The sequence below is a fragment of the Deinococcus carri genome, assembly GCF_039545055.1.
Lineage (GTDB): Bacteria > Deinococcota > Deinococci > Deinococcales > Deinococcaceae > Deinococcus > Deinococcus carri.
Window position 1 is genome coordinate 139,198 of sequence record NZ_BAABRP010000008.1, and the last position, 18,757, is coordinate 157,954.

At 68.8% G+C, this 18,757-nt stretch carries 18 protein-coding genes and 2 tRNA genes; 10 read left to right on the forward strand and 10 right to left on the reverse strand.

Features of this window, described 5'->3' with window-relative positions:
- Positions 1-48: 48 nt before the first annotated feature.
- Complete coding sequence (locus ABEA67_RS11760) at positions 49-1,113, reverse strand: bifunctional nicotinamide-nucleotide adenylyltransferase/Nudix hydroxylase (RefSeq protein WP_345465323.1); 1,065 nt, start codon at positions 1,111-1,113, stop codon at positions 49-51.
- 159 nt (positions 1,114-1,272) lie between these two features.
- Here ABEA67_RS11760 and ABEA67_RS11765 point away from each other — a divergent pair, with 159 nt between their 5' ends.
- From ABEA67_RS11765 to ABEA67_RS11775, 3 genes are all read left to right on the forward strand, one after another.
- Complete coding sequence (locus tag ABEA67_RS11765) at positions 1,273-2,325, forward strand: PP2C family protein-serine/threonine phosphatase (protein ID WP_345465325.1); 1,053 nt, start codon at positions 1,273-1,275, stop codon at positions 2,323-2,325.
- A gap of 69 nt (positions 2,326-2,394) precedes the next feature.
- Positions 2,395-2,772: a RidA family protein gene (locus tag ABEA67_RS11770; RefSeq protein WP_345465327.1), complete on the forward strand. Its 378-nt coding sequence runs from the start codon at positions 2,395-2,397 to the stop codon at positions 2,770-2,772.
- A gap of 374 nt (positions 2,773-3,146) precedes the next feature.
- Positions 3,147-3,965 (forward strand): PSP1 domain-containing protein, encoded by an 819-nt coding sequence (locus ABEA67_RS11775; RefSeq protein WP_425557190.1) that lies wholly within the window; start codon positions 3,147-3,149, stop codon positions 3,963-3,965.
- Positions 3,966-4,129: 164 nt separating this feature from the next.
- On the opposite strand, the gene ABEA67_RS11780 is transcribed toward ABEA67_RS11775, so the two are convergent.
- Positions 4,130-4,206, reverse strand: a tRNA-Pro gene (locus ABEA67_RS11780).
- 97 nt (positions 4,207-4,303) lie between these two features.
- On the opposite strand from ABEA67_RS11780, the gene ABEA67_RS11785 reads away from it, so the two are divergent.
- On the forward strand, positions 4,304-5,542 hold the full coding sequence (locus tag ABEA67_RS11785) for an aminopeptidase (protein ID WP_345465329.1): 1,239 nt from the start codon (positions 4,304-4,306) through the stop codon (positions 5,540-5,542).
- A gap of 63 nt (positions 5,543-5,605) precedes the next feature.
- Here ABEA67_RS11785 and ABEA67_RS11790 read toward each other — a convergent pair whose 3' ends face one another.
- The 4 genes from ABEA67_RS11790 to ABEA67_RS11805 form a co-directional block, all read right to left on the reverse strand.
- The gene (locus ABEA67_RS11790; protein WP_345465331.1) at positions 5,606-5,998 is read right to left on the reverse strand and encodes a methylglyoxal synthase; all 393 of its coding nucleotides are present in this window, start codon (positions 5,996-5,998) and stop codon (positions 5,606-5,608) included.
- Positions 5,995-6,903, reverse strand: coding sequence for an ROK family protein (locus tag ABEA67_RS11795; RefSeq protein ID WP_345465333.1), 909 nt, complete (start codon positions 6,901-6,903; stop codon positions 5,995-5,997). The genes ABEA67_RS11790 and ABEA67_RS11795 overlap by 4 nt, the downstream gene beginning before the upstream one ends.
- Before the next feature lie 100 nt (positions 6,904-7,003).
- Positions 7,004-7,285 (reverse strand): hypothetical protein, encoded by a 282-nt coding sequence (locus tag ABEA67_RS11800; RefSeq protein WP_345465335.1) that lies wholly within the window; start codon positions 7,283-7,285, stop codon positions 7,004-7,006.
- Entirely contained in the window at positions 7,282-7,749 is a 468-nt protein-coding gene (locus tag ABEA67_RS11805; protein ID WP_345465337.1) for an acyl-CoA thioesterase, read from the reverse strand. Before ABEA67_RS11805 ends, ABEA67_RS11800 begins: the two co-directional genes overlap by 4 nt.
- A gap of 184 nt (positions 7,750-7,933) precedes the next feature.
- Here ABEA67_RS11805 and ABEA67_RS11810 point away from each other — a divergent pair, with 184 nt between their 5' ends.
- Both ABEA67_RS11810 and cutA read left to right on the forward strand, forming a co-directional pair.
- Positions 7,934-8,314 carry a cell division protein FtsB gene (locus ABEA67_RS11810; RefSeq protein WP_345465339.1) on the forward strand — a complete coding sequence of 127 codons (381 nt, stop codon included), beginning with the start codon at positions 7,934-7,936 and terminating at the stop codon, positions 8,312-8,314.
- Positions 8,315-8,452: 138 nt separating this feature from the next.
- Positions 8,453-8,773: a divalent-cation tolerance protein CutA gene (gene cutA, locus ABEA67_RS11815; RefSeq protein WP_345465341.1), complete on the forward strand. Its 321-nt coding sequence runs from the start codon at positions 8,453-8,455 to the stop codon at positions 8,771-8,773.
- A 195-nt stretch (positions 8,774-8,968) separates the two neighbouring features.
- Here cutA and ABEA67_RS11820 read toward each other — a convergent pair.
- Together ABEA67_RS11820 and ABEA67_RS11825 are read right to left on the reverse strand one after the other, a co-directional pair.
- Positions 8,969-9,044: transfer RNA gene (locus ABEA67_RS11820), tRNA-Trp, on the reverse strand.
- 76 nt (positions 9,045-9,120) lie between these two features.
- Positions 9,121-9,342: a hypothetical protein gene (locus tag ABEA67_RS11825; RefSeq protein WP_345465343.1), complete on the reverse strand. Its 222-nt coding sequence runs from the start codon at positions 9,340-9,342 to the stop codon at positions 9,121-9,123.
- Between the two features lie 83 nt (positions 9,343-9,425).
- Here ABEA67_RS11825 and nth point away from each other — a divergent pair, with 83 nt between their 5' ends.
- The 4 genes from nth (at position 9,426) to ABEA67_RS11845 (ending at position 15,504) form a co-directional block, all read left to right on the forward strand.
- Positions 9,426-10,091, forward strand: a complete 666-nt coding sequence (gene nth / locus ABEA67_RS11830; RefSeq protein WP_345465345.1) for an endonuclease III — start codon at positions 9,426-9,428, stop codon at positions 10,089-10,091.
- Between the two features lie 88 nt (positions 10,092-10,179).
- Positions 10,180-11,415, forward strand: coding sequence for an MFS transporter (locus ABEA67_RS11835; RefSeq protein WP_345465347.1), 1,236 nt, complete (start codon positions 10,180-10,182; stop codon positions 11,413-11,415).
- A 5-nt stretch (positions 11,416-11,420) separates the two neighbouring features.
- Positions 11,421-12,137 (forward strand): zinc ribbon domain-containing protein, encoded by a 717-nt coding sequence (locus ABEA67_RS11840; RefSeq protein ID WP_345465349.1) that lies wholly within the window; start codon positions 11,421-11,423, stop codon positions 12,135-12,137.
- Between the two features lie 310 nt (positions 12,138-12,447).
- Positions 12,448-15,504, forward strand: coding sequence for an adenosylcobalamin-dependent ribonucleoside-diphosphate reductase (locus ABEA67_RS11845; RefSeq protein WP_345465351.1), 3,057 nt, complete (start codon positions 12,448-12,450; stop codon positions 15,502-15,504).
- Positions 15,505-15,759: 255 nt separating this feature from the next.
- On the opposite strand, the gene ABEA67_RS11850 is transcribed toward ABEA67_RS11845, so the two are convergent.
- Together ABEA67_RS11850 and der are read right to left on the reverse strand one after the other, a co-directional pair.
- Entirely contained in the window at positions 15,760-16,890 is a 1,131-nt protein-coding gene (locus ABEA67_RS11850; protein WP_345465352.1) for a PQQ-dependent sugar dehydrogenase, read from the reverse strand.
- 117 nt (positions 16,891-17,007) lie between these two features.
- Positions 17,008-18,333 (reverse strand): ribosome biogenesis GTPase Der, encoded by a 1,326-nt coding sequence (gene der / locus ABEA67_RS11855; protein WP_345465354.1) that lies wholly within the window; start codon positions 18,331-18,333, stop codon positions 17,008-17,010.
- Positions 18,334-18,757 lie beyond the last annotated feature (424 nt).

Here is an 18,757-nt window from a genome sequence, read left to right on the forward strand (position 1 = left end):
CCTGCTGTGGCTCATAATTGCTCTTTTACTTTATGAGTAAAGTGAGTCCTAGCCCCGCATCAGGAAGTGCTCGATGATGGCGTGATGGTCCTCGAAGAACAGTTCCGGCTGTGCGAGGGCCTCGGAAAGCGGCATCCAGAGGGCTTCGGCGGCGTCGGCCGCGGCCCTCAGCACCGGCAGTTGCCCTATCCCCAGGTCGAAGTGAAAGGCGTGGGTGACGGTGCGTCCGCGTTGGCTGCGGTCCGGGTAGTCGAAGACAGCCTCGGCGCGGACCCGGTCACGCAGGTGCACGGCCTCGCTCAGCCCGGTTTCCTCGGCGGCGCGGCGAACGGCGCACTCCAGCAGCGTCTCGTCGGGTTGCAGGAAGCCGCCGGGCATGGCAAGCCGCCCGCGCCCCGGCAGCCCCGCCCGGCGCACCACCAGCACGTGCCCGCTGCGCGTGACCACCGCGTCCGCCGTCACGAACACGGGCGGAAAGGGGGCCTGCGCCCAGGCCGCGCGGTACTCGCGCAGGTAGTCATATTCCGCGCGCAGCTCGGCGTATTCGGGCGTCTGCCGGAAGGTGTTCAGAAAGGCGTGGACGGCGGGGGGTACCATGCCCCGCACGTCCTCCAGCCGGTCCTCGAAATAGGCCTTTCGAACGTCGGTCGCGCTCAGCGGGCTGATGACGTGCGTCGGGATGAACTCCCAGGCGGGAAAGGAGCGCAGGTAGTAGCTGCTCTCGTCCTTGATGTGTCCGATCAGGGCCACGTCCGTGCTGCCGCGCGTATGTTCCGCCACGCCGCGCTGCACCTCGGAGAGCCACAGCCCCTCGTTGTAGAAGTAGTCGCGCACATGCACAAAGAGAAGGCGGCTGCGCGCCAAGCCCGCCTCCCGCAGCATTGCCGTGATGACCTCCTGCCGTTCCTCGGCGGTGAAGGGGTTCTTGGTGTTGCGCGCGGCGCGGGCCGAGCCGATCACCACGATTAGCTTCTGCACGCTCTCCAGCGCCTCCAGCATCACCAGCAGGTGCGCCTGGTGCGGCGGCTCGAAGCGCCCGATATACACGCCGAAGGTGCGCCTGCGGGTGCGGGGTAGGGGAGAGGTCAGGGCCGGGTCACGCGGGGCGGTCATTCCTCACGGTGACTGCCTAATAAGATGTGAAGGGTGAGGAGTGTGGCACTTCTTCTGTCGTGTGTGCAGATGGAGGGACTTTCCAGGGACCAGGCAGCGAGAATTTTGCTGGCTGACCGGTCATGTGATGCGGGAAAAAGCTTCCCTTATATTGTTCACATGCGCGCTGCCGCGACGCCCCCCCTCGCTTCCGGGCTTCTGACGGATGTGGGGCGTCAGCGCCGCGTGAATCAGGATGCGGCGCTGGCGCTGGACCTGCCGCGGGGCGGGCTGTACGCGGTGGCCGACGGGATGGGGGGGCACGCCGCCGGGGAACTCGCGGCGAATCTGGCGCTCGATACCCTCAGTCAGCATTACCTCGACGGACGGGCCGCGCCGCCCGAGCGCCTGGCGGAAGCGGTGCAGGCGGCCAATCTGGCGGTGTTGCGCCACGCGGTGGGGGAGTACGTGGGGATGGGCACCACCCTGCTGGCCCTGATCGTGGACCGGGGCGCGGCCATCGTCGCGCACGTGGGGGACTCGCGGGCGTACCTGTTGCGGGAGGGCGAGCTGCACCGGCTGACCGACGACCATTCCTGGGTGGCCGAGCAGGTGCGGCTGGGCCACCTCACCGAGGAGGAGGCGCGGCATCACCAGTGGCGCAGCGTGGTGAGCAATGCCCTGGGCGGCGAGGAACGGGTGCGGCTGGAACTGTTCGGCCTGCCGCTGCGCGCGGGGGACCGGCTGCTGCTGTGCAGTGACGGGCTGAGCGGCGTGGTGGCTGACTGCAAGCTGCTGAAGCTGCTGCTGCGGCGCGAAACACCCGACCAGGTGGCACGCGCCCTGGTCAACGCGGCCAACGACGCGGGCGGCCCCGACAACATCACGGCCGTGATCGTGGACGTGCTGCAAGACCAGCGCCTGCCCCACTACGCCCTCCCGGTGCGCCAGGGCCAGGGGCCGATGTACGTGGACGCCCTGCTCAGCGCCCAGCGCGGCAGCAGCCCGCTGACCTACGTGCTGCTGATCCTGGCCTACTTCACCCTGCTCGGCGTGATGCTGATGCCCGAATACCGCACCGTCATCGGGCTGCTCGGCGCGGTGCTGCTGCTGGGCGTGGTCGCCGCGCAGCGGGTCACGCGCGCCCGCCTGGGCCGCTCGCCCCGGCGACCCACGCCCATTCTCGCCGCCTCTGCCGGACGGGAGCCGCGCGACAGCCACAAGTCCTCCTGAGGAGGCGGGGCCAGTTCCCGTATCCCGGGTCCCTGTGCCTGAATCCCCGTGCCCGGCTACAGTGGGGCCATGAAAGACATCGTGGAAACGCCCGCCGCCCCCGCCGCCATCGGTCCCTACAGCCAGGCCGCCGTCTTCGGCAATCTGGTCGTCACCAGCGGCCAGATTCCGCTGCGGCCCGACGGCACCCTGGTGGAGGGCGGCATCGAGGCGCAGACCCGGCAGGTCCTCGAAAATCTGGTGGCCGTGCTGGAGGCCGCCGGGACGGGCCTGGACCGCGTCGTCAAGACCACCGTCTTCCTGGCCGACATGAACGAGTTCGCGGCGATGAACGCCATCTACGCCGACTACTTCCAGGCCCCCTACCCCGCCCGCAGCACCGTGCAGGTCGCCCGCCTCCCGCGCGACGTGCGAGTGGAGATCGAGGTGCTGGCCGAACGGCATTAGGGTGGGGCGCAGAAAGGTTGTCGCCTTCTGGCAACCTTTCCGAGCGAAGCGAGAAGGGCAAAAAGGGCGGCGCGCAGTGGAGTGGACGCCTGAGACTGATTCCGATTGAAGGGTGTTGAAAACACCCGGAAATCCGACCAGAGGGAGAAGGAACAAGGGCGGATTTCGGGAGATGGATGAACAGGCGGTGCCCTCCCGACTGTTCAGGAATTGGACGGAATCCGTATGAGACATGCGGCAACGCAACGGAGTGCCGCCCTGGCCTCCTGCGGGAGGGCGAAACCGTCTGACCGTCCGACCTTGAGACGCCCCCGCCCTCCCGTTCGTGACCCTGCTCTCGACGCTTCCCCGGCAGACATGACATCCTGCATCCCGTGGTTGTCCTGCCTGTCCGGTTCGAACGCAGTCCCCGCCTGCACGCGATGCTTAGTGAGGAGCCGCATGCGGTGGGGACCCGCGTGGTCGTGCAGGGCAAGCGGGGGCCGGAGGTCGCCACCGTGCGCGGCCCGGCCGAGTCCCCCGACCCGCAGGCCCGCTACGGGGCCGTGCTGCGCGCCGCGACCCCCGAGGACCTGAGCCGCTGGGACGAGCTGTACCGCCAGGGCGAGGACCTCAAGTGGCTGCTGCGCGCCCGCGCCCGCGAGCGCAGCCTGCCCGTCAAGATCGTGGCGGTCGAGTTCACGCTCGACGAGAGCCTGGTCACCGTCAGCTACAGCGCCGACGAACGCATCGAACTGGGCAGCCTGATCGGTGACCTGCGCGCCCACACCCGCGCTCGCGTGAACTTCGCGGCCATCGGCCCGCGCGAGCAGGCGCAGATGATCGGCGCGCTGGGGGCCTGTGGCCGCGAGAACTGCTCCAGCAACCACCTTCAGGAGTTCGCGCCCGTCAGCATCCGCATGGCCCGCGACCAGCAGCTTCCGCTGAACCCCGAAAAACTCAGCGGTCCCTGCGGCCGCCTGCTGTGCTGCCTGCAATTCGAGCACACCCAGTACCTCGACCTGCTGGGCGACCTGCCCCGCAAGAATGCCCGCGTCTGCCACACCGGGAGCGGCGCGTGCGGCAAGGTCACAAAGCTGCATCCGCTGGCCGGAACGGTGGACGTGCAGACCGACCAGGGCATGCTGCTGGGCGTGCCCGCCGCCGAACTGACCCGCATGTCCGATGCGGGGGGCAAGCGCGGCGAGGCCTGAAGCCCGGCCCTGACAGGCCCTGTGGGTGCGAGAAAGTAAGGAAAAAGCCCTCCACGTGGAAGGGCCTTTTTTTGTCTAGCGACTGCGCGGTTCAGGAACGCCTGGTGCCTCTGCCCCAGGAGTATCCAGAAATGAAAAAACTCCCTCTGAGAGGGAGTCTGTGCTGGTCGAGGCGGCGAGATTTGAACTCACGACCCCTACCACCCCAAGGTAGTGCGCTACCAGGCTGCGCTACGCCTCGACGGCCAGCCACAGAACTATAGATGCCGATCGGCCTGCCGTCAAGGGCGCGGGGGGGCAGGCGGGGCTTTTCGGGGAAGTGTTCTATCCTGCCGGGCATGACCAATCTGAGTTTCGAGGAGAAGCTGCGCAACTACGCGCGGCTGGCGGTGCGGGTGGGCCTGGGCGTGCGCGAGGGGCAGCGCGTGCTGGTGGAGGCCCCGGTAGACACCGCGCCGCTGGCCCGCCTGATCGTGCGCGAGGCCTACGCGGCGGGGGCGAGCTTCGCGGACGTGCGCTGGGACGACGACGACGTGAACCTGGCCCGCTTCACCCTGGCCCCCGAAGGCTCCTTCGAGCAGATCAGCCGCTGGCGGGTGGACGCCGAGACCGAGACGGCGGACGCGGGCGGCGCGGTGATCGCCATCCGGGCCACCAATCCCAGCCTGCTGGCGAACGTGGACCCCGCCCGCGTGACCACGCACCAGCGCACGCTGGCCGCCTACCGCAAGCCGTACTCCCTCCAGGTCATGACCAACCGCCTGAACTGGAACCTGATCTCCGCGCCGGTGCCCGAGTGGGCCGAGCTGATGTTCCCCGGCGTGTCCCGCGAGGAGGCCGTTCAGCAGCAGTGGGACGCCATCTTCGCCGCTACCCGTGCCGATCAGCCCGACCCGGTCGCGGCCTGGCAGGGGCATCTCGCGGACCTCAAGCGCCGCCGCGAGACCCTCACCGCGAAGCAGTACGCGGCGCTGCACTTCCGGGGCGGCGAGACCGACCTCACCGTGGGCCTGGCCGACGATCACATCTGGGGCGGCGGCGCGGCGGACACCCCTGACGGCATCACCTTCACCGCCAACATCCCCACCGAGGAAGTCTGGACGGCCCCCCACCGCGAGCGTGTGGATGGCGTGGTGGTCAGCACCAAGCCGCTGTCGTACAACGGCGTGCTGATCGAGGGTATCCGCATCCGCTTCGAGGGGGGGCGCGTGGTGGAGGCGACCGCGCAGCAGGGCCAGGACACCCTGCGGCAGATGATCGACACCGACGAGGGCAGCCACCGCCTGGGCGAGGTGGCGCTGGTGCCCAACTCCAGCCCGATCAGCCGTTCGGGTCTGTTCTTCTTCAACACCCTCTACGACGAGAACGCCGCCTCCCACATTGCCATCGGCAGCGCCTACCGCTTCAACGTGCAGGGCGGCGTGGAGATGACGACCGAGGAGTTCGCCGCCAAGGGGGGCAACGACAGCCTCACCCACGTGGACTGGATGATCGGCAGCGGGGAGATGGACGTGGACGGCCTCACGAAGGACGGGCAGCGCGAGGCGGTGATGCGGGGAGGCGAGTTCGTGATCTAGGAAGTGGGATGCGGTGCGCGGTCAAAGCGTCTTCCTGCGTACCGCGCACCGCGTCCTGCCTCCCTACTCCCGTTGCGCCAGCCACAACACCAGCGCCGCCGCGCTCGCCGGGTTGGTGGCGAGGGGGATGTCGTGGACGTCGCACAGGCGCAGCAGGGCCGTCACGTCCGGCTCGTGCGGCTGCGCGGTGAGGGGGTCGCGGAAGAAGAAGACGGCCAGGACCTGCTCCGTGGCGATGCGGGCACCGATCTGCTGGTCGCCGCCCAGCGGCCCCGACAGCACCCGCTCGACCGCGAGGCCGGTCTTGTCCTGCAAGATGCCGCCGGTCGTGCCGGTGGCGACCAGGTGAAAGCGCTCCAGCACGTCCCGGTGCTTCAGGGCGAACAGGGCGAGTTCGAGCTTCTGGCGATCATGGGCGATCAGGGCCACCTGGCGGCGGTCGGGGGACAGGCTCACGTCTCCTCCTGCTGCGCTGCCAGCGCCGCCCCGATCACGCCCGCCTCGGTGCCGAGCTGGGCGCGGCGGATCGTGACGGGGGCAAAGGCGGCGGCGTACTCGTCGGCGGCCGCCTGAATTCCCCCGAAAAAGGCGTCTCCCACGCTCGCCACGCCACCGCCGAGCACAAACACCTCGGGGTCGAGGAGCTTCTGGAGGTCGGCCAGCGCCACGCCGATGTACTTCAGCGCCCGGTCCACGATGCGCCGGGCGGCGGGATGGCCCTGGGCGGCCAGCGCAAAGGCCTCGGCGGTACTCACGTCGCGGTTCAGGGCGTAGCTGGCGTCACGGGCGATGGCGGTGCCGCTGGCGACCGCCTCCAGCGCCCCGTCGAGGCCCGCGCCGCTCACCGGGCCGCCGGGCACCACGGTCAGATGCCCGAGTTCCCCGGCGATGCCGTGCCGCCCGCGCCACAGCCGCCCCCCCAGCACGATCCCCGCGCCGATGCCGGTGCTGACGGTCACGTACACGCTGCTGCTGGTGCCGCGCGCCGCGCCCAGGTGTGCCTCGGCCAGGGCGGCGGCCTTCGCGTCGTTTTCCAGCACCACGCGCTGCCCCAGGCGCTCCTCCAGGCCGTCCACCAGCGGCACGTCCGTGAAGCCGTAGATGTTCGGCGCGAAGCGGACGCGGGTGCGCTCCACGTTCAGGGGACCGGGCACGCCCACGCCCACCCGCACCGCCTCCGGGTGCTGTTCCTGGAGGGCGCGGACCCGCGCGGCCACCGCGTCCAGCACCGCCTCCCAGCCGGTTTCCGGCGTGGGCTGCACCTGCCGGTCGTGCAGTTCCTCGCCGCGCAGGACCCCGCTGGCGATCTTGGTGCCGCCCACGTCCACGCCGATGCTGACCTGTTCTGCTGCTTGCGTCACTCTGCTTGCCTCCACCTGCTTGTCTCGTGGCCCTCTGCTGTTTGGGAGCGTTTCCAGTCTAATAGCGCTCGGGGGTCCGGCTCCGCCCTGCCCAGGAGCGTCAGGACTGTTCTGGCTCGCCCTCTGCGCCCAGCAGCGCCAGCGCCTCGGGAAGCTGGACCTGGGGCACATAGAGGCCCACGTCGCCCATGTAGCCGCCCGTCTCGATCTCGATCACCGGGCTGCCCATCGCCCACTGAAAGGGCGTGCGGACCACGCTGACCACGCCACCCGCCGAGAGGGTGCGCCGCCAGCCCTCCGCCAGCAGGCGCGGCAGGGTATCGAGGCGCACCCACACGTCGCCCTGATACAGCACCTGATCCTCGTACTGCGCGCGGCTCATCCGGGCAGGCTTTCCCGCGCCAGGAGGGGCGCAAAGGCCGCGTGCAGGCCGGACGGCAGCGGCTCGGGGCGGTGTTCGGCGTCCACCCGCACCTGCACGGTCCGGGCATAGGCGCAGGGCACCCCGTCGGCACACAGGCGCGAGACGACCGTCCAGCTGGTGCGGCCCACCCGCTCCACCAGCGAGTCCACGGTCGCAGTCTGCCCCCAGCGCACCTCGCGGCGGTAGTCGAGTTCCAGCCGGGCAATCACCGAGCGGTCCTCGCGGTCCCGGACGCCCAGCTCGCGCATCATGATCACCCGCGACGTTTCGAGGTACTGCACGTAGACGGCGTTGTTCAGGTGGCCCATCGCGTCGATGTCGCCGTAGCGCATCTGAATCTGCGTGTGGTGCGCGCGTGCCCAGTCCAGGGCCGCGAGGGCGTCCGCAGCGGCACGGGGGTCGGTGTGGCTCATGGTCACCATTATGCGGCCCGCGCCTTCCCCCGCTGTTCCTCACGTCTGGAACGCTGGAGCATTTGTCAAAAAGAAGGTTTCTTTTTGACCGAGCGGAGCGAGTGAAATAAGAAGAGCGTCTGGGAGAATGGAGCCGTTGGAGGTGTTTTCCCTCCAACGGCGTAATTCGGACAGATGCTCTATGCTTTGGCGCATGACTCCGCCCGACCCGCCTCTGCCGCCGCGCCGGGACCTGCGGGCGTCCTGGCGTCAGATGCAGCGGCTGCCGGTCACGCTGATGATCACCAGTCTGCTCGCGGGCCTGGGCATCGTGCAGCTCACCTTTCAGCTCGGCAACCTGACCTACCGCACCCTCACCTGGCGGCACGAGACGCAGGCCACCGATGCCCGCATCCGGGCGCTGGAACGCGACGTGCGCGTGTTGCGCGACGCCGAACGCGCCGCGAACGACCCCGCCTACCTGGAGGTGCTGGCCCGCTGCCAGGGCTTCGTGGGTGCCCAGGAGGACGTGGTGGTGGCCAAGGGCGCGCCCGAGGTGTCCGGCGAGAGCTGCAAGACGCTGCGCCTGCCCTGAACCGCGCCTGCCCTGGGGTGTGGCTGGCCTGAGTTTTGCCCGGCCTGGGTGCTCCGGCCCAGCATGAGAAATCCCGGGATGGTGGTGGGGAATCAGGTAATGGCCCCGGCCCCGGCCCCGGCGTATGCTGCGGGGACTATGTCACTCGTCGTTCTGGTTACGGTCCCCCCCGAACGCGCGCAGGAACTGGCCCGGACGCTGGTCCATGAACGGCTGGCGGGCTGCGTGAACGTGATGGGCGGCATCCACAGCATCTACCGCTGGGAGGGCGAGTTGGTCGAGGACCCCGAGACCCTGCTGCTGATCAAGACCACCGGCGAGCGTTACCCGGAACTCGAAGCCCGCATCCAGGCCATGCACCCCTACGAGGTGCCCGAGATCATCGCCCTGCCCTTCGACCGGGCGCTTCCCGAGTTCCAGAGCTGGCTGCTCCGGGCCACCAGCCTCCAGCCGGAGTGATACGGACTCCGATTGGAAGGTTTACAAGTAAACCTGAAATCCGAGCGGAGCGAGTGGGAGAAAGTACGGATTTCGCGGTATGGAGCAACAAGCGGCGCTTCCCCGATTGTTGTGGAATTTAGCGAAATCCGTATGAGGCCGGGAGCAGCGAGGCGTGCCAAAAGCGAACCCCCCGCACCTGGCGGGGAGTTTTCTTGGCGGGCCTTGTAGGACTTGAACCCACGACCTACGGTTTTGGAGACCGCCGCTCTACCAACTGAGCTAAAGACCCCCGGCTGCGGCGCGGACGTACCCTGACGCGCAAGCCTGAGCAGGATAGCAGAGGGGCGGGGGGCACGCAAGCGGTATTACAGCACCCCGCCGCCCAGCATCAGCCGCAGCGCCGCCAGGGCCGCGACCACCACGTTGAGGGTGATGGCGCTGCGGTCGCGGGCCAGGGCACCGAAGATCAGGCCCAGCACGGCGGGCGGCAGCACCACCAGCCAGTTCAGCCAGCCGAAGAGGGGCAGCAGGCCCAGCACCAGGCCCAGCGCGGCGAGAATGCCGAAGATCAGGGAAAGGACGCGCATGGCACCGGTACGGGGTTCGGGGGGCAGAAGTTGCGTCCCCGCCTGACAGACAGCGCCCTGGGAGGGGGTGTAGGCTGCGCCGCGTGACCCGCCGCCCCCCCTCCCCACCCCGCCTGCCGAACGGCGCAAAGGCCCGCGCGCCGCTGGTGCTCTCGGCGCTGGAAACGCTCTACCCGGACGCCCGCACCGAACTGGTGTTCCGCAACCCCTTCGAGCTGCTGGTCGCCACCGTGCTGAGCGCCCAGGCCACCGACGTGAGCGTGAACGCCGCCACCCCCGCCCTCTTTGCCCGCTACCCCGACGCCGTTGCCATGAGCCAGGCTGGCCCCGAGGACATCGAGCCGCTGATCCGCACCATCGGCCTGTACCGGGGCAAGGCCCGCAACCTCGCCGCCCTGGCCCGGTTGCTCGTCGAGCGGCACGGCGGGGAGGTGCCGGACGATTTCGACGCGGTAGTGGCCCTGCCCGGCGCGGGCCGCAAGACTGCCAACGTAGTCCTGAGCAACGCCTACGGCTTCCCCGCCATCGCGGTGGACACGCATGTGGGCCGCCTCGCCCGCCGCCTGGGCCTCAGCGTGCAGACCAATCCCGACCGGGTGGAACTTGACCTCCAGCGCCTCTTTCCCCGCGAGCGCTGGGTGTTCCTGCACCACGCGCTGATTCTGCATGGCCGCCGCATCTGCCTGGCCCGCCGGCCGCGGTGTGAGGCGTGTCTGATGCAGGACTTCTGCCCGAAGGTGGGGGTATGAGGGGGAACGCGGTAGGCGGTACGCGGTGCGCGGGAACAGACTCCTGCGTACCGCGTACCGCGCACTGCTCCCCGCGCCGGAGCCACACATGACCTGGCGCTTCTCCCGCCAGCTCTGGCTCTACCTGGCCTCGGCCTTCACCTTCGGGCTGGCGCAGGCGTTCGCGGCGCTGTTTTTGAATTTCTACCTGCGGGCGTTGGGGCTGGGGGCCGAGTGGCAGGGGCTGGTGAACGCGCTGCCCGCGCTGACGCTGGCCGCTCTCAGCCTGCCGGCCGTAGCGCTGGCGCGGCGTATCAGCAACGCCCGCACCATCCAGATCGGGAGCGTGCTGAGCCTGGTCGGGGCCGCGCTGCTGGCGCTGGCGGGCGGGCCGCTGGGGGCCATCGCGGGGGCGCTGGTGCAGGGGGCGGGGGCGGCGCTGCTGGTGGTGTCGGGGTCGCCCTTCATGGCGAACCACAGCGACGAGAAAAGCCGCGTCACCCTGTTCAGCGTGCAGAGTGCGCTGATGACCGGGGCGGGATTCCTGGGCAACCTGCTGGGCGGGCGGGTGCCGGAGCTGTACGCGGCAGCCACCGCGACAGCGCCGGACGGATTGAGCGCGCTGCGGGCCGCGCTGGTGGTGTCGGCGGCCTTTCAACTGGCGGGCCTGGTGCCAGTGCTGTTCCTGCGGCCCAGCGGCAAGCCCCGGCCCCAGGGCCGTTCCTTTGCCGTCCGCGACCGGGCCACCATGGCACGGCTGGTGGCCCCGAACGTGCTGGTGGGGCTGGGGGCGGGGGCCACCATTCCCTTCCTGAACGTGTTTATCGAGGGCAAGTTCCACGTGGACTACGCCAGCCTGGGCACGCTCTTTGCCTGGACCAGCCTGGCGACCGCCGTGACGGTGCTGGTGCAGCCGCTGCTGGTGCGGCGGCTGGGGCAGCTTCCCGCCGTGCTGGTCGTGCAGGCCGCGAGTCTGCCCTTCCTGGCCGTGCTGGGCTTCGCGCCCGCCCTGTGGATGGTCAGCGCGGCCCTCTTTACGCGCGGGGCGCTGATGAACGCGGCGGGGCCGGTCTACAGCGCCTACGCGATGACCGCGCTGCCCGACGAGGACCGCCCGATGTACTCCGCCGTCAACACCATCGCCTGGGACCTGGGCTGGGCGGCCAGCAGCCTGCTCAGCGGCGTGGTGCGCGGCGTGCTGCCCTTTGACGTGGCCTTCCGGGTGCTGTTCGGGTGGACCATCCTGATGTACGCGGGCAGCGTCCTGGCGATCTATCTGGGCCTGTACCGCCGGGCGCGGCGCACGTCCCCGACGCCCCGCGCGGCGGGCGGGGGGGTAGACTGACCCCGATGAGCGATACCGGACCCCTTCAGAGCCTGCAACGTGTGCAGGAGCTTGACCTGGAACTCGACCGGCTGCGGGCCGAGGAGGCCAGCATCCCGGACGCCCTGCGCGATGCCCGTGCCCAGCAGGAACGCCTCAACAACGATCTGGAAGACACCGAGATCACCCTGGAGGGCGTGGAAAAGCAGATCCGGGGGCTGGAGCAGGACCTCACCGGCACCCAGGAGCAGACGCGGCGCGCCAAGGAGGAGCAGGAGAAGAACGCCTTCGACGCCCGCGCCCAGTCCCAGTACGGCAGCCGCATCCAGATGCTCTCCGAACGCGCCGAGGAGATGGCCGAGGACCTGACGCCGCTCCGCGAGCGGCAGCGTGAGCTGTCGGAACGGGCCTCCGGCCTGCGCGGCGAACACCGCGCCCTGCGCCCCGAGCTGGAGGCGCTCGAAACCCAGGACGAGGCCCGCGTGCAGGCCCTGCGCGACCAGGGCGAGGGTGCCCGGCAGGAACGCGCCCGCCTGGTCGCCGGCATCGATGCCCGCACCGTCAAGGAATACGACCATATCCGCAAGGCCAAAAAGGGCCTGGGCCTGGTCGAGATTCGCGGGGGCCGCTGCACCGGCTGCAACGTGATGCTGCCGGTCAACGTGCAGCAGAAGGCCGCCCAGGGCAAGCTGCCCCCCGTCAAGTGCCCCTCGTGCGGGCGCTTCCTGATCAAGCTGGGCTGAGCGCGGGAAGGGGTGTTTCCCCCAGTGGGGGCATGCGGCACCGCCCTGGACCCTGCCCCGCCGCACCTCGCGCCCGGCAGCCCCGTTCCCGACAGCGAATTCTTCTGCTCCGGCCCCGCTTTTTCGGCGGGGCCGCATCTTGTACACCAAAATGGCCAGCCGTACAAGCCATTGTACCCCCTGCACCCGAGTGGTACAGTCAGCCATCTGAGAGCGGCCTCACTTCAGGGGCCACCCCGTCCGCTTCCGCACCGCCCTACGGGATGGTGAGGTGTTTTGCTGCCGCTTTGCCCTCAAGGAGTCCTGATTCATGACCACCACGCCCAACCCCACCCTCAGCAACTTCGATGACAACGCCCACCACATCGCCCGGCGGCAGTACCTCCAGGCGGGCGACGGCGACCTGGGCGGCATGTTCCGCCGCATCGCGGAGTGGGTGGCGGAGGCGGAGGCCCCGGAGGCGCGCCTGAGCTGGGTGCAGAAGTACTACGACCTGATGGCGGAAAAGAAGTTCTGCCCCGGCGGGCGCGTGCTGGCGGGCGCGGGAACGCAGCACGGGAATGTGCTCAACTGCTTTGTTCAGGGGGCCACCGAACACGCCCCCGAGAGCTTCGACGGCATCATGGAGGTCGCCCGCAAGCTGGCCCTGGTGACCAAGGTGGGCGGCGGCAACGGCGTGAACCTCGACGTGTACACGCCCCGCGCGGCGAGCAGCCGCCCCGATGCGGGCGTGCGCGGATGGGTGTACATGAGCGCGGCGCACCCCGATGTGAGTGACTTTATAGAGGGCCTGATGCGACCCCCCACCCAGCCCGACGGCGACAAGCAGCCCGTGGCGGTGCGCAACTGGACGCGCGTGGTGTACGGGCACGCCATTCCTGCCGAACTGGTCGCCACGGCCCGGCAGAACGGCGTGCAGATTGTCCGCGCGCTGCCGGAAGGTGTGCGGCCCGTCGCAGACGACATGGGCGGCATCATCGACGCGGCCCGCGCAGTGGCCGAGAGCGCGGGGGTGGGTGTCGAACCCCGCATCGACCTTTCCGAGATGCGGCCCGAGGGCGCGCCGATCAAGGGGTCGGGCGGCACCAGCAGCGGCCCGGTGTCGTTCCTGATGGAGATTTTCGACAACTTCCTGGAGTGGGCCAATCGGGGCGGCGAGACGAGCGGGCCGATCAACACGCTGCGCTTCGTCTATGCGCCGGTTCTGCGGGTGGTGAGGCAGGGAGGTACGAGAAGGGGAGCTGGGATGGCGACCATCTCCATCGAACACCCCGACGTGCTGGACTTCCTGACCGCCAAGGACCTGGACCGCGAGGCGGCGGAAGGCGACATCTCCACCTTCAACATCTCCATTCTGGTCACCGAGAAGTTCTGGCAGGCGCTGGAGCGCGACGCCCTGTGGCACGTGGATGTGCAGGACGTGCCCGGCAAGTACTACCTGGACCCGCAGCCCGGAATGTACGACGGCCGCCTCCCCATCCTGCCCGACCGTGCCGAGGACGGGGCGCGCGGCGTGCCCCTCTATCAGACCGCGCCCCAGGGCCGCTACAACCCCGCCGACAAGCGGCCCGGCGTGCCCGCCCGCTGGCTGTGGGACCAGATCGCGCAGCACGCCTGGGCGACCGGTGAACCCGGCCTGATCTTCGTGGACCGCGTGAACGAATTCAGCGCCCTGAAGAACCTGGGCAAGCGGTACGAGATTCGCAGCACGAATCCTTGTGGAGAGATCCCCCTTACCGTCGGCGAACCCTGTGACCTTGGGGCGATCAACCTGGCCGCCTACGTGCAGGGCAGCACCTTCGACTACGCGACCTTCCGCGCCGATGTCCGCACCTGCGTGCGCTTTCTGGACGACGTGCTGGACGTGAATGTCTTCGCGCTGGAGGACAACCGGGTCGCCTCGCAGGATCTGCGCCGCCTCGGCCTGGGCGTGATGGGCTTGGCCGACGCCCTGATCAAGCTGGGCCTGCGCTACGACTCCGAGGCGGGGCGGCAGGCCATCTACGAGATCATGACCGCGCTGCGCGAGGAGGCTGTCGCGGAAAGCGAACGCCTGGGCAAGGAGCGCGGCATCTACCCGGTCTATGGGCGTAACGCCAAGAAGATTCCGCACCCGCCCCGGCGCAATGTCGCGGTGCTGACGGTTGCGCCGACGGGCACCACTTCCATGCTTATGGGTGTTTCGTCGGGTATCGAACCCGTCTTCAGCCCCTTTATCTGGCGCAAAATCGGCAGCGAATACCGCGCGCTGCTGGCTCCCCTCTTCGTGGAGCTGCTCAACCAGTACCCCGCCCCCGCAGGCCTGGAGAAGGACGGCGGCTGGGACTGGGACAAGGTGACCGAGGCCGTGTCCGAGAACCACGGCAGTGTGGTGGGCCTGGCCTTTATTCCCGAGGCGCTCCAGCAGGTCTTTGTCTGCGCCCACGACATCAAGCCGGTGGACCACGTGCGGATGCAGGGCACCGTGCAGCGGGCCTTCGACGACGGCGGGCAGCACGCCGCCAACAGCCTCAGCAAGACCATCAACCTGCCCAACAGCGCCACCGTGCAGGACGTGCAGGACGCCTACGGCGAGGCCTACCGCACCGGCTGCAAGGGCATCACGGTTTACCGCGACGGCTCGCGCCAGTTCCAGGTGCTCAGCACCAGCAAGAAAAAGGAGAAGAAGGTGGAGGAGCAGCCCGAGCCGGCGGTGGCCGAGGAGATGGGGGAGAGGGCAGAAGGCGCAGGGCAGCAGGCAGAAGGCGGGCAGACCACCCCTGTCGCCGCCGCTCCTGTCACCGTGCCCGCCGCTCTTGCCCCTCAGCCTTCTGCCGCGGCGCGGACGCCCGTCTATGAGCGGCCCGCCCGTCTGAGCGGCATCACCGACATGGTGAAGCTCACCGACCCGACGAGCGGCCACCGCCGTTCCTTCCTGGTCACGGTCAACCACCTGAACGGCAAGCCCATCGAGGTCATGGTCATCAGCGGGCGCGCGGGCGACGAGGCCAACGCCGACTCCGAGGCGCTGGGCCGCGTGGTGTCCATCGCCCTCCAGCACGGCGTGCCCGCCCAGGCCATCATCAAGACGCTGCGGGGTCTGAACGGCGGTCTGTACGGTTCCTACAACGGCCGCCTGGTAGGCAGCAAGGCCGACCTGATCGCCGTCGCCCTGGAAACCTTCGGGAAAGACATGGAAGCCGCTGCCCTCCCACCCCTCGCTGGGGGCAGTGGGGATGCGCCCGCCCCCGCCCTTCCCAGCGGCGTCAGCACCGCGAACATGGACGGCATGAGCCGCGAGCGTTGCCCCGTGTGCGAGGAAAAGGCCGTGATCCGGGAAGAGGGCTGCCTGAAGTGCCAGGCTTGCGGGTACAGCAAGTGCGGGTGAGGTAGAGAAAATTGCAGCAGAGGCGGGCATGATTCATTCGGCCCGCCTTTCCTTTTCTACCGAGCGAGGAGGTTCACCTTGCACACCTCTCCCACTTCATGATCACCCTGTCGCTGCCCCTGCTGCTCTCATACACCGAGGAAATCGGCATCATCAACCTGCCTGATCTGAATCGTCGGAACCCAATCAGGCCGCCGCGCGGGAGGTTGCCGCCGGGATGAAGTTCTTCCGCATGGCGCTCCTGACGCTAATCCCTCACCGCCCCAGCCGCAGCACCCGCCCGCTGCCGTATTCGGCCACGTACAGCTCGCCCCCCTCGTCCTCCCCGAAGGTCGAGGGGTTTTCCACGCTGCCGAGGCGGAGCTTGTTCCAGTTCTGCCCGCTGGCGGGGGCGGCCCACACCGTGCCGCTGCCGAAATCCGCAAAGACGTACTGGCCCTTGAGTGCCGGGATGTCCTGCCCCCGGTACACGTAGCCCCCCGTGATGCTCTGGCCCTCGTCCCGCCCGTACACCAGGACAGGGTCGGTGAGGCCCTGGGTGGGGCACCCGCGGGCCGGGTCGTAGCAACTGCGGCCCTCGCGCAAGCGCCAGCCGTAGTTCTCGCCGCCCTGGCTCGCGCGCGGCTGGCGGTCCACCTCCTCGAAGGCGCTCTGACCCACGTCCGCGATGATCAGGTCACCCGTGCCCCGGTCAAAGGAGAACCGCCAGGGGTTCCGCAGACCGTAGGCCCAGATATACGGATTGGCCCCCTCCCGGTTCAGGAAGGGATTGCCGGGCGCGGGCCTCGCCCCGTCGCCGCTCACGTCCAGGCGCAGAAGCTTGCCCAGGGGCGAGGCGAGGTTCTGCGCGTTGTTCTGCGGGTCGCCGCCGCTGCCGCCGTCGCCCAGGCCCAGGTACAGAAAGCCGTCGGGGCCGAAGGCGAGCTGCCCGCCGTTGTGGTTCGCGTAGGGCTGCCTGGCGGTCAGGAGAATGCGGGCACTCGCCGGGTCGGCCTGGGTGAAGTCGGGCGTGGCCGTGTAGCGGGCCAGCACCGTATCCCCACCCCGGTCGGTGTAATGCACGTACAGACGGCGGTTCTGCCGGTACGCGGGGTCAAAGGCCAGGCCCAGCAGCCCCCGCTCGCCGCCCGCGCTGGTCAGGGCGCTGACATCCAGAAAGGGCTGGGCGCGAACCTGGCCGTTCTGAATCACCCGGACCTGGCCGCCCTGCTGCGTGGCGTATAGCCGCCCCGAGCCGTCCCCCGCGTGCGTGAGGGTGGTGACCTGGGGCAGGCCGCTCACGAAGGGCGTGAAGTTCACCTGCGGCGTGGCCGGGTCCTGCGCGCAGGCGGGGATGGACAGCAGGGCGGCCAGGGCCAGCGCCGCGCGGGCAGAGAAGGGCACCATGAACCAGTGTGCTGGGTTCACGCCGGGCCAAGGGTGAGTTGCCCGCACGAGGCGGGAAGTCCCCCTTCCCACAACAAAAGAACCGGAGGTTTCCCCCCGGCCCAGTGTTCACAGGCTTTACGCTTCCGCTTCCTCGCCCTTCTTCCCCTTCTTGTACGGTCCCTTCTCCTTCCACTTCAGCCGCACGGGAATCCCGGCGAGTTGCAGGTCCTCGCGGATGCGGTTCTGGAGAAAGCCCTCGTAGGCGCGGGTCACGAAGTCGGCGCGGTTGCAGAAGATGGCGAACGTCGGCGGCGCGGTTTCCACCTGCGTCATGAAGTACATCTTCAGCTTCTTGCCGCCGAAGTTGGGCACGGCCTGGCGCATCTGCCAGACCTCCAGCCAGCGGTTGAGTTCGGCCGTCGGGATGCGGCTCTGCCACTTCTCGTAGAGCTTCATGGCCTCCGCGAGCATGTCGTGGATGCCGTAGTCGTTGATGGCGCTGGTGTACACGCGCGGCGCGTAGGAGATGTGGTGGAGCTTCTGGTTCAGCTCCTTTTCAGTGCGCTTGAGTTCCTCGTCGGGCACCAGGTCCCACTTGTTCACTACCACGATCACCGGCTTGCCGCTGTCGTAGGCCAGGTTGGCGAGCTTGAGTTCGTGGTCGCCCAGGTCGGTGGCGTTCACCACCAGCCAGATGATGTCGCTGCGCTCGATGGCCGCCTCGCTGCGCTGGATGGCATAGTCCTCGATGGCGGTGTCGGGCTTCTTGCGGATGCCCGCCGTGTCCACCAGCACGAAGCGCTGCCCGCCGTAGTCCCACTCCACGTCCAGGCTGTCGCGGGTGGTGCCGGGCTGGTCGGCCACGATGGCGCGCTCGCTGTGGGTGATCGCGTTCAGCAGGCTGGACTTGCCCACGTTGGGGCGGCCAATCAGGCTGATGCGGATGGGCGCGACCTCGGGCACGTCCTCGTCGTCCTCGGGGAGGTACTCCATCACGCGGTCCATCAGGTCATCGAGGCCGCGTGCGTGCTCGGCGCTGATGGCGACCGGGTCCCCGAAGCCCAGGCCCCACAGTTCGGCGAGGTAGATGTCGTGCTTGGGGCTGTCAATCTTGTTGGCCGCGATGATGACCGGCTTGCCCAGCTTGCGCAGCCAGTCCGCGACCTCGTAGTCGGCAGCGGACAGGCCCTCGCGCGGGTCCAGCACGAAGATGACGGCCTGCGCGCCCTCCATCGCCCACTCGGCCTTCTCGCGGATGGCCTGTTCCCACTCGTCGCCGCTCCACAGGCCGCCGGTGTCAATCAGCGTGATGCGGTGGTTGTGGTAGAGCATCAGCCCTTCCTTGGCGTCACGCGTTACGCCGGGAAAATCGGCCACCACGGCCTCGCGCCGCCCCACCAGGCGGTTGAACAGGCTCGATTTGCCGACGTTGGGCCGGCCCACAATGGCAACTTTATGCATGGAAAACCTCCACGCCCGCCAGGGCGGCGAGCGAAGCGAGTAGGAGAGGTTGCGCCCAGACGGAAGTCTGAAGGCGCACCCGGCGCACGTGTGCCGGAAGACTGGAGTCTGGGTGCATTTGGACGCTCCTTTCGGTGTCGAAGTCTCCCCGGCGTCAGGGGAGGTTCGCCGCTGCCCCCCGCCTCTCGTCGGAGGCAAAAAGGGCCATAGGTCAAAAAGTATAGAACACCTGGGTGAGAAGAGGATGCTGGGCCAGCCTCACCGGAGGCCAGGAGTGGAGGGCTGCAAAACACGGCCGGTCGAGGGTTCAGGGTAATGACGCGTTGTAGCGGTGGATGAAGAGCCAGAGGAGGGTTTCGAGGTTGGCCTGTTTGCGACAGAAGGAGAGACTTTTGCGCACCAGGTGGGCCAATCTCAGACGTAA

Excerpts from the sequence above, each read along its gene's own strand:
- ABEA67_RS11785 (WP_345465329.1), top strand. The coding sequence starts at position 4,304 with ATGACCAATCTGAGTTTCGAGGAGAAGCTGCGCAACTACGCGCGGCTG.
- der (WP_345465354.1), bottom strand. The coding sequence starts at position 18,333 with ATGCATAAAGTTGCCATTGTGGGCCGGCCCAACGTCGGCAAATCGAGC.
- ABEA67_RS11805 (WP_345465337.1), bottom strand. The coding sequence starts at position 7,749 with ATGGTGACCATGAGCCACACCGACCCCCGTGCCGCTGCGGACGCCCTC.
- cutA (WP_345465341.1), top strand. The coding sequence starts at position 8,453 with ATGTCACTCGTCGTTCTGGTTACGGTCCCCCCCGAACGCGCGCAGGAA.
- ABEA67_RS11810 (WP_345465339.1), top strand. The coding sequence starts at position 7,934 with ATGACTCCGCCCGACCCGCCTCTGCCGCCGCGCCGGGACCTGCGGGCG.
- ABEA67_RS11825 (WP_345465343.1), bottom strand. The coding sequence starts at position 9,342 with ATGCGCGTCCTTTCCCTGATCTTCGGCATTCTCGCCGCGCTGGGCCTG.
- ABEA67_RS11760 (WP_345465323.1), bottom strand. The coding sequence starts at position 1,113 with ATGACCGCCCCGCGTGACCCGGCCCTGACCTCTCCCCTACCCCGCACC.
- ABEA67_RS11835 (WP_345465347.1), top strand. The coding sequence starts at position 10,180 with ATGACCTGGCGCTTCTCCCGCCAGCTCTGGCTCTACCTGGCCTCGGCC.
- ABEA67_RS11850 (WP_345465352.1), bottom strand. The coding sequence starts at position 16,890 with ATGGTGCCCTTCTCTGCCCGCGCGGCGCTGGCCCTGGCCGCCCTGCTG.
- ABEA67_RS11800 (WP_345465335.1), bottom strand. The coding sequence starts at position 7,285 with ATGAGCCGCGCGCAGTACGAGGATCAGGTGCTGTATCAGGGCGACGTG.
- ABEA67_RS11845 (WP_345465351.1), top strand. The coding sequence starts at position 12,448 with ATGACCACCACGCCCAACCCCACCCTCAGCAACTTCGATGACAACGCC.
- ABEA67_RS11765 (WP_345465325.1), top strand. The coding sequence starts at position 1,273 with ATGCGCGCTGCCGCGACGCCCCCCCTCGCTTCCGGGCTTCTGACGGAT.
- ABEA67_RS11840 (WP_345465349.1), top strand. The coding sequence starts at position 11,421 with ATGAGCGATACCGGACCCCTTCAGAGCCTGCAACGTGTGCAGGAGCTT.
- ABEA67_RS11770 (WP_345465327.1), top strand. The coding sequence starts at position 2,395 with ATGAAAGACATCGTGGAAACGCCCGCCGCCCCCGCCGCCATCGGTCCC.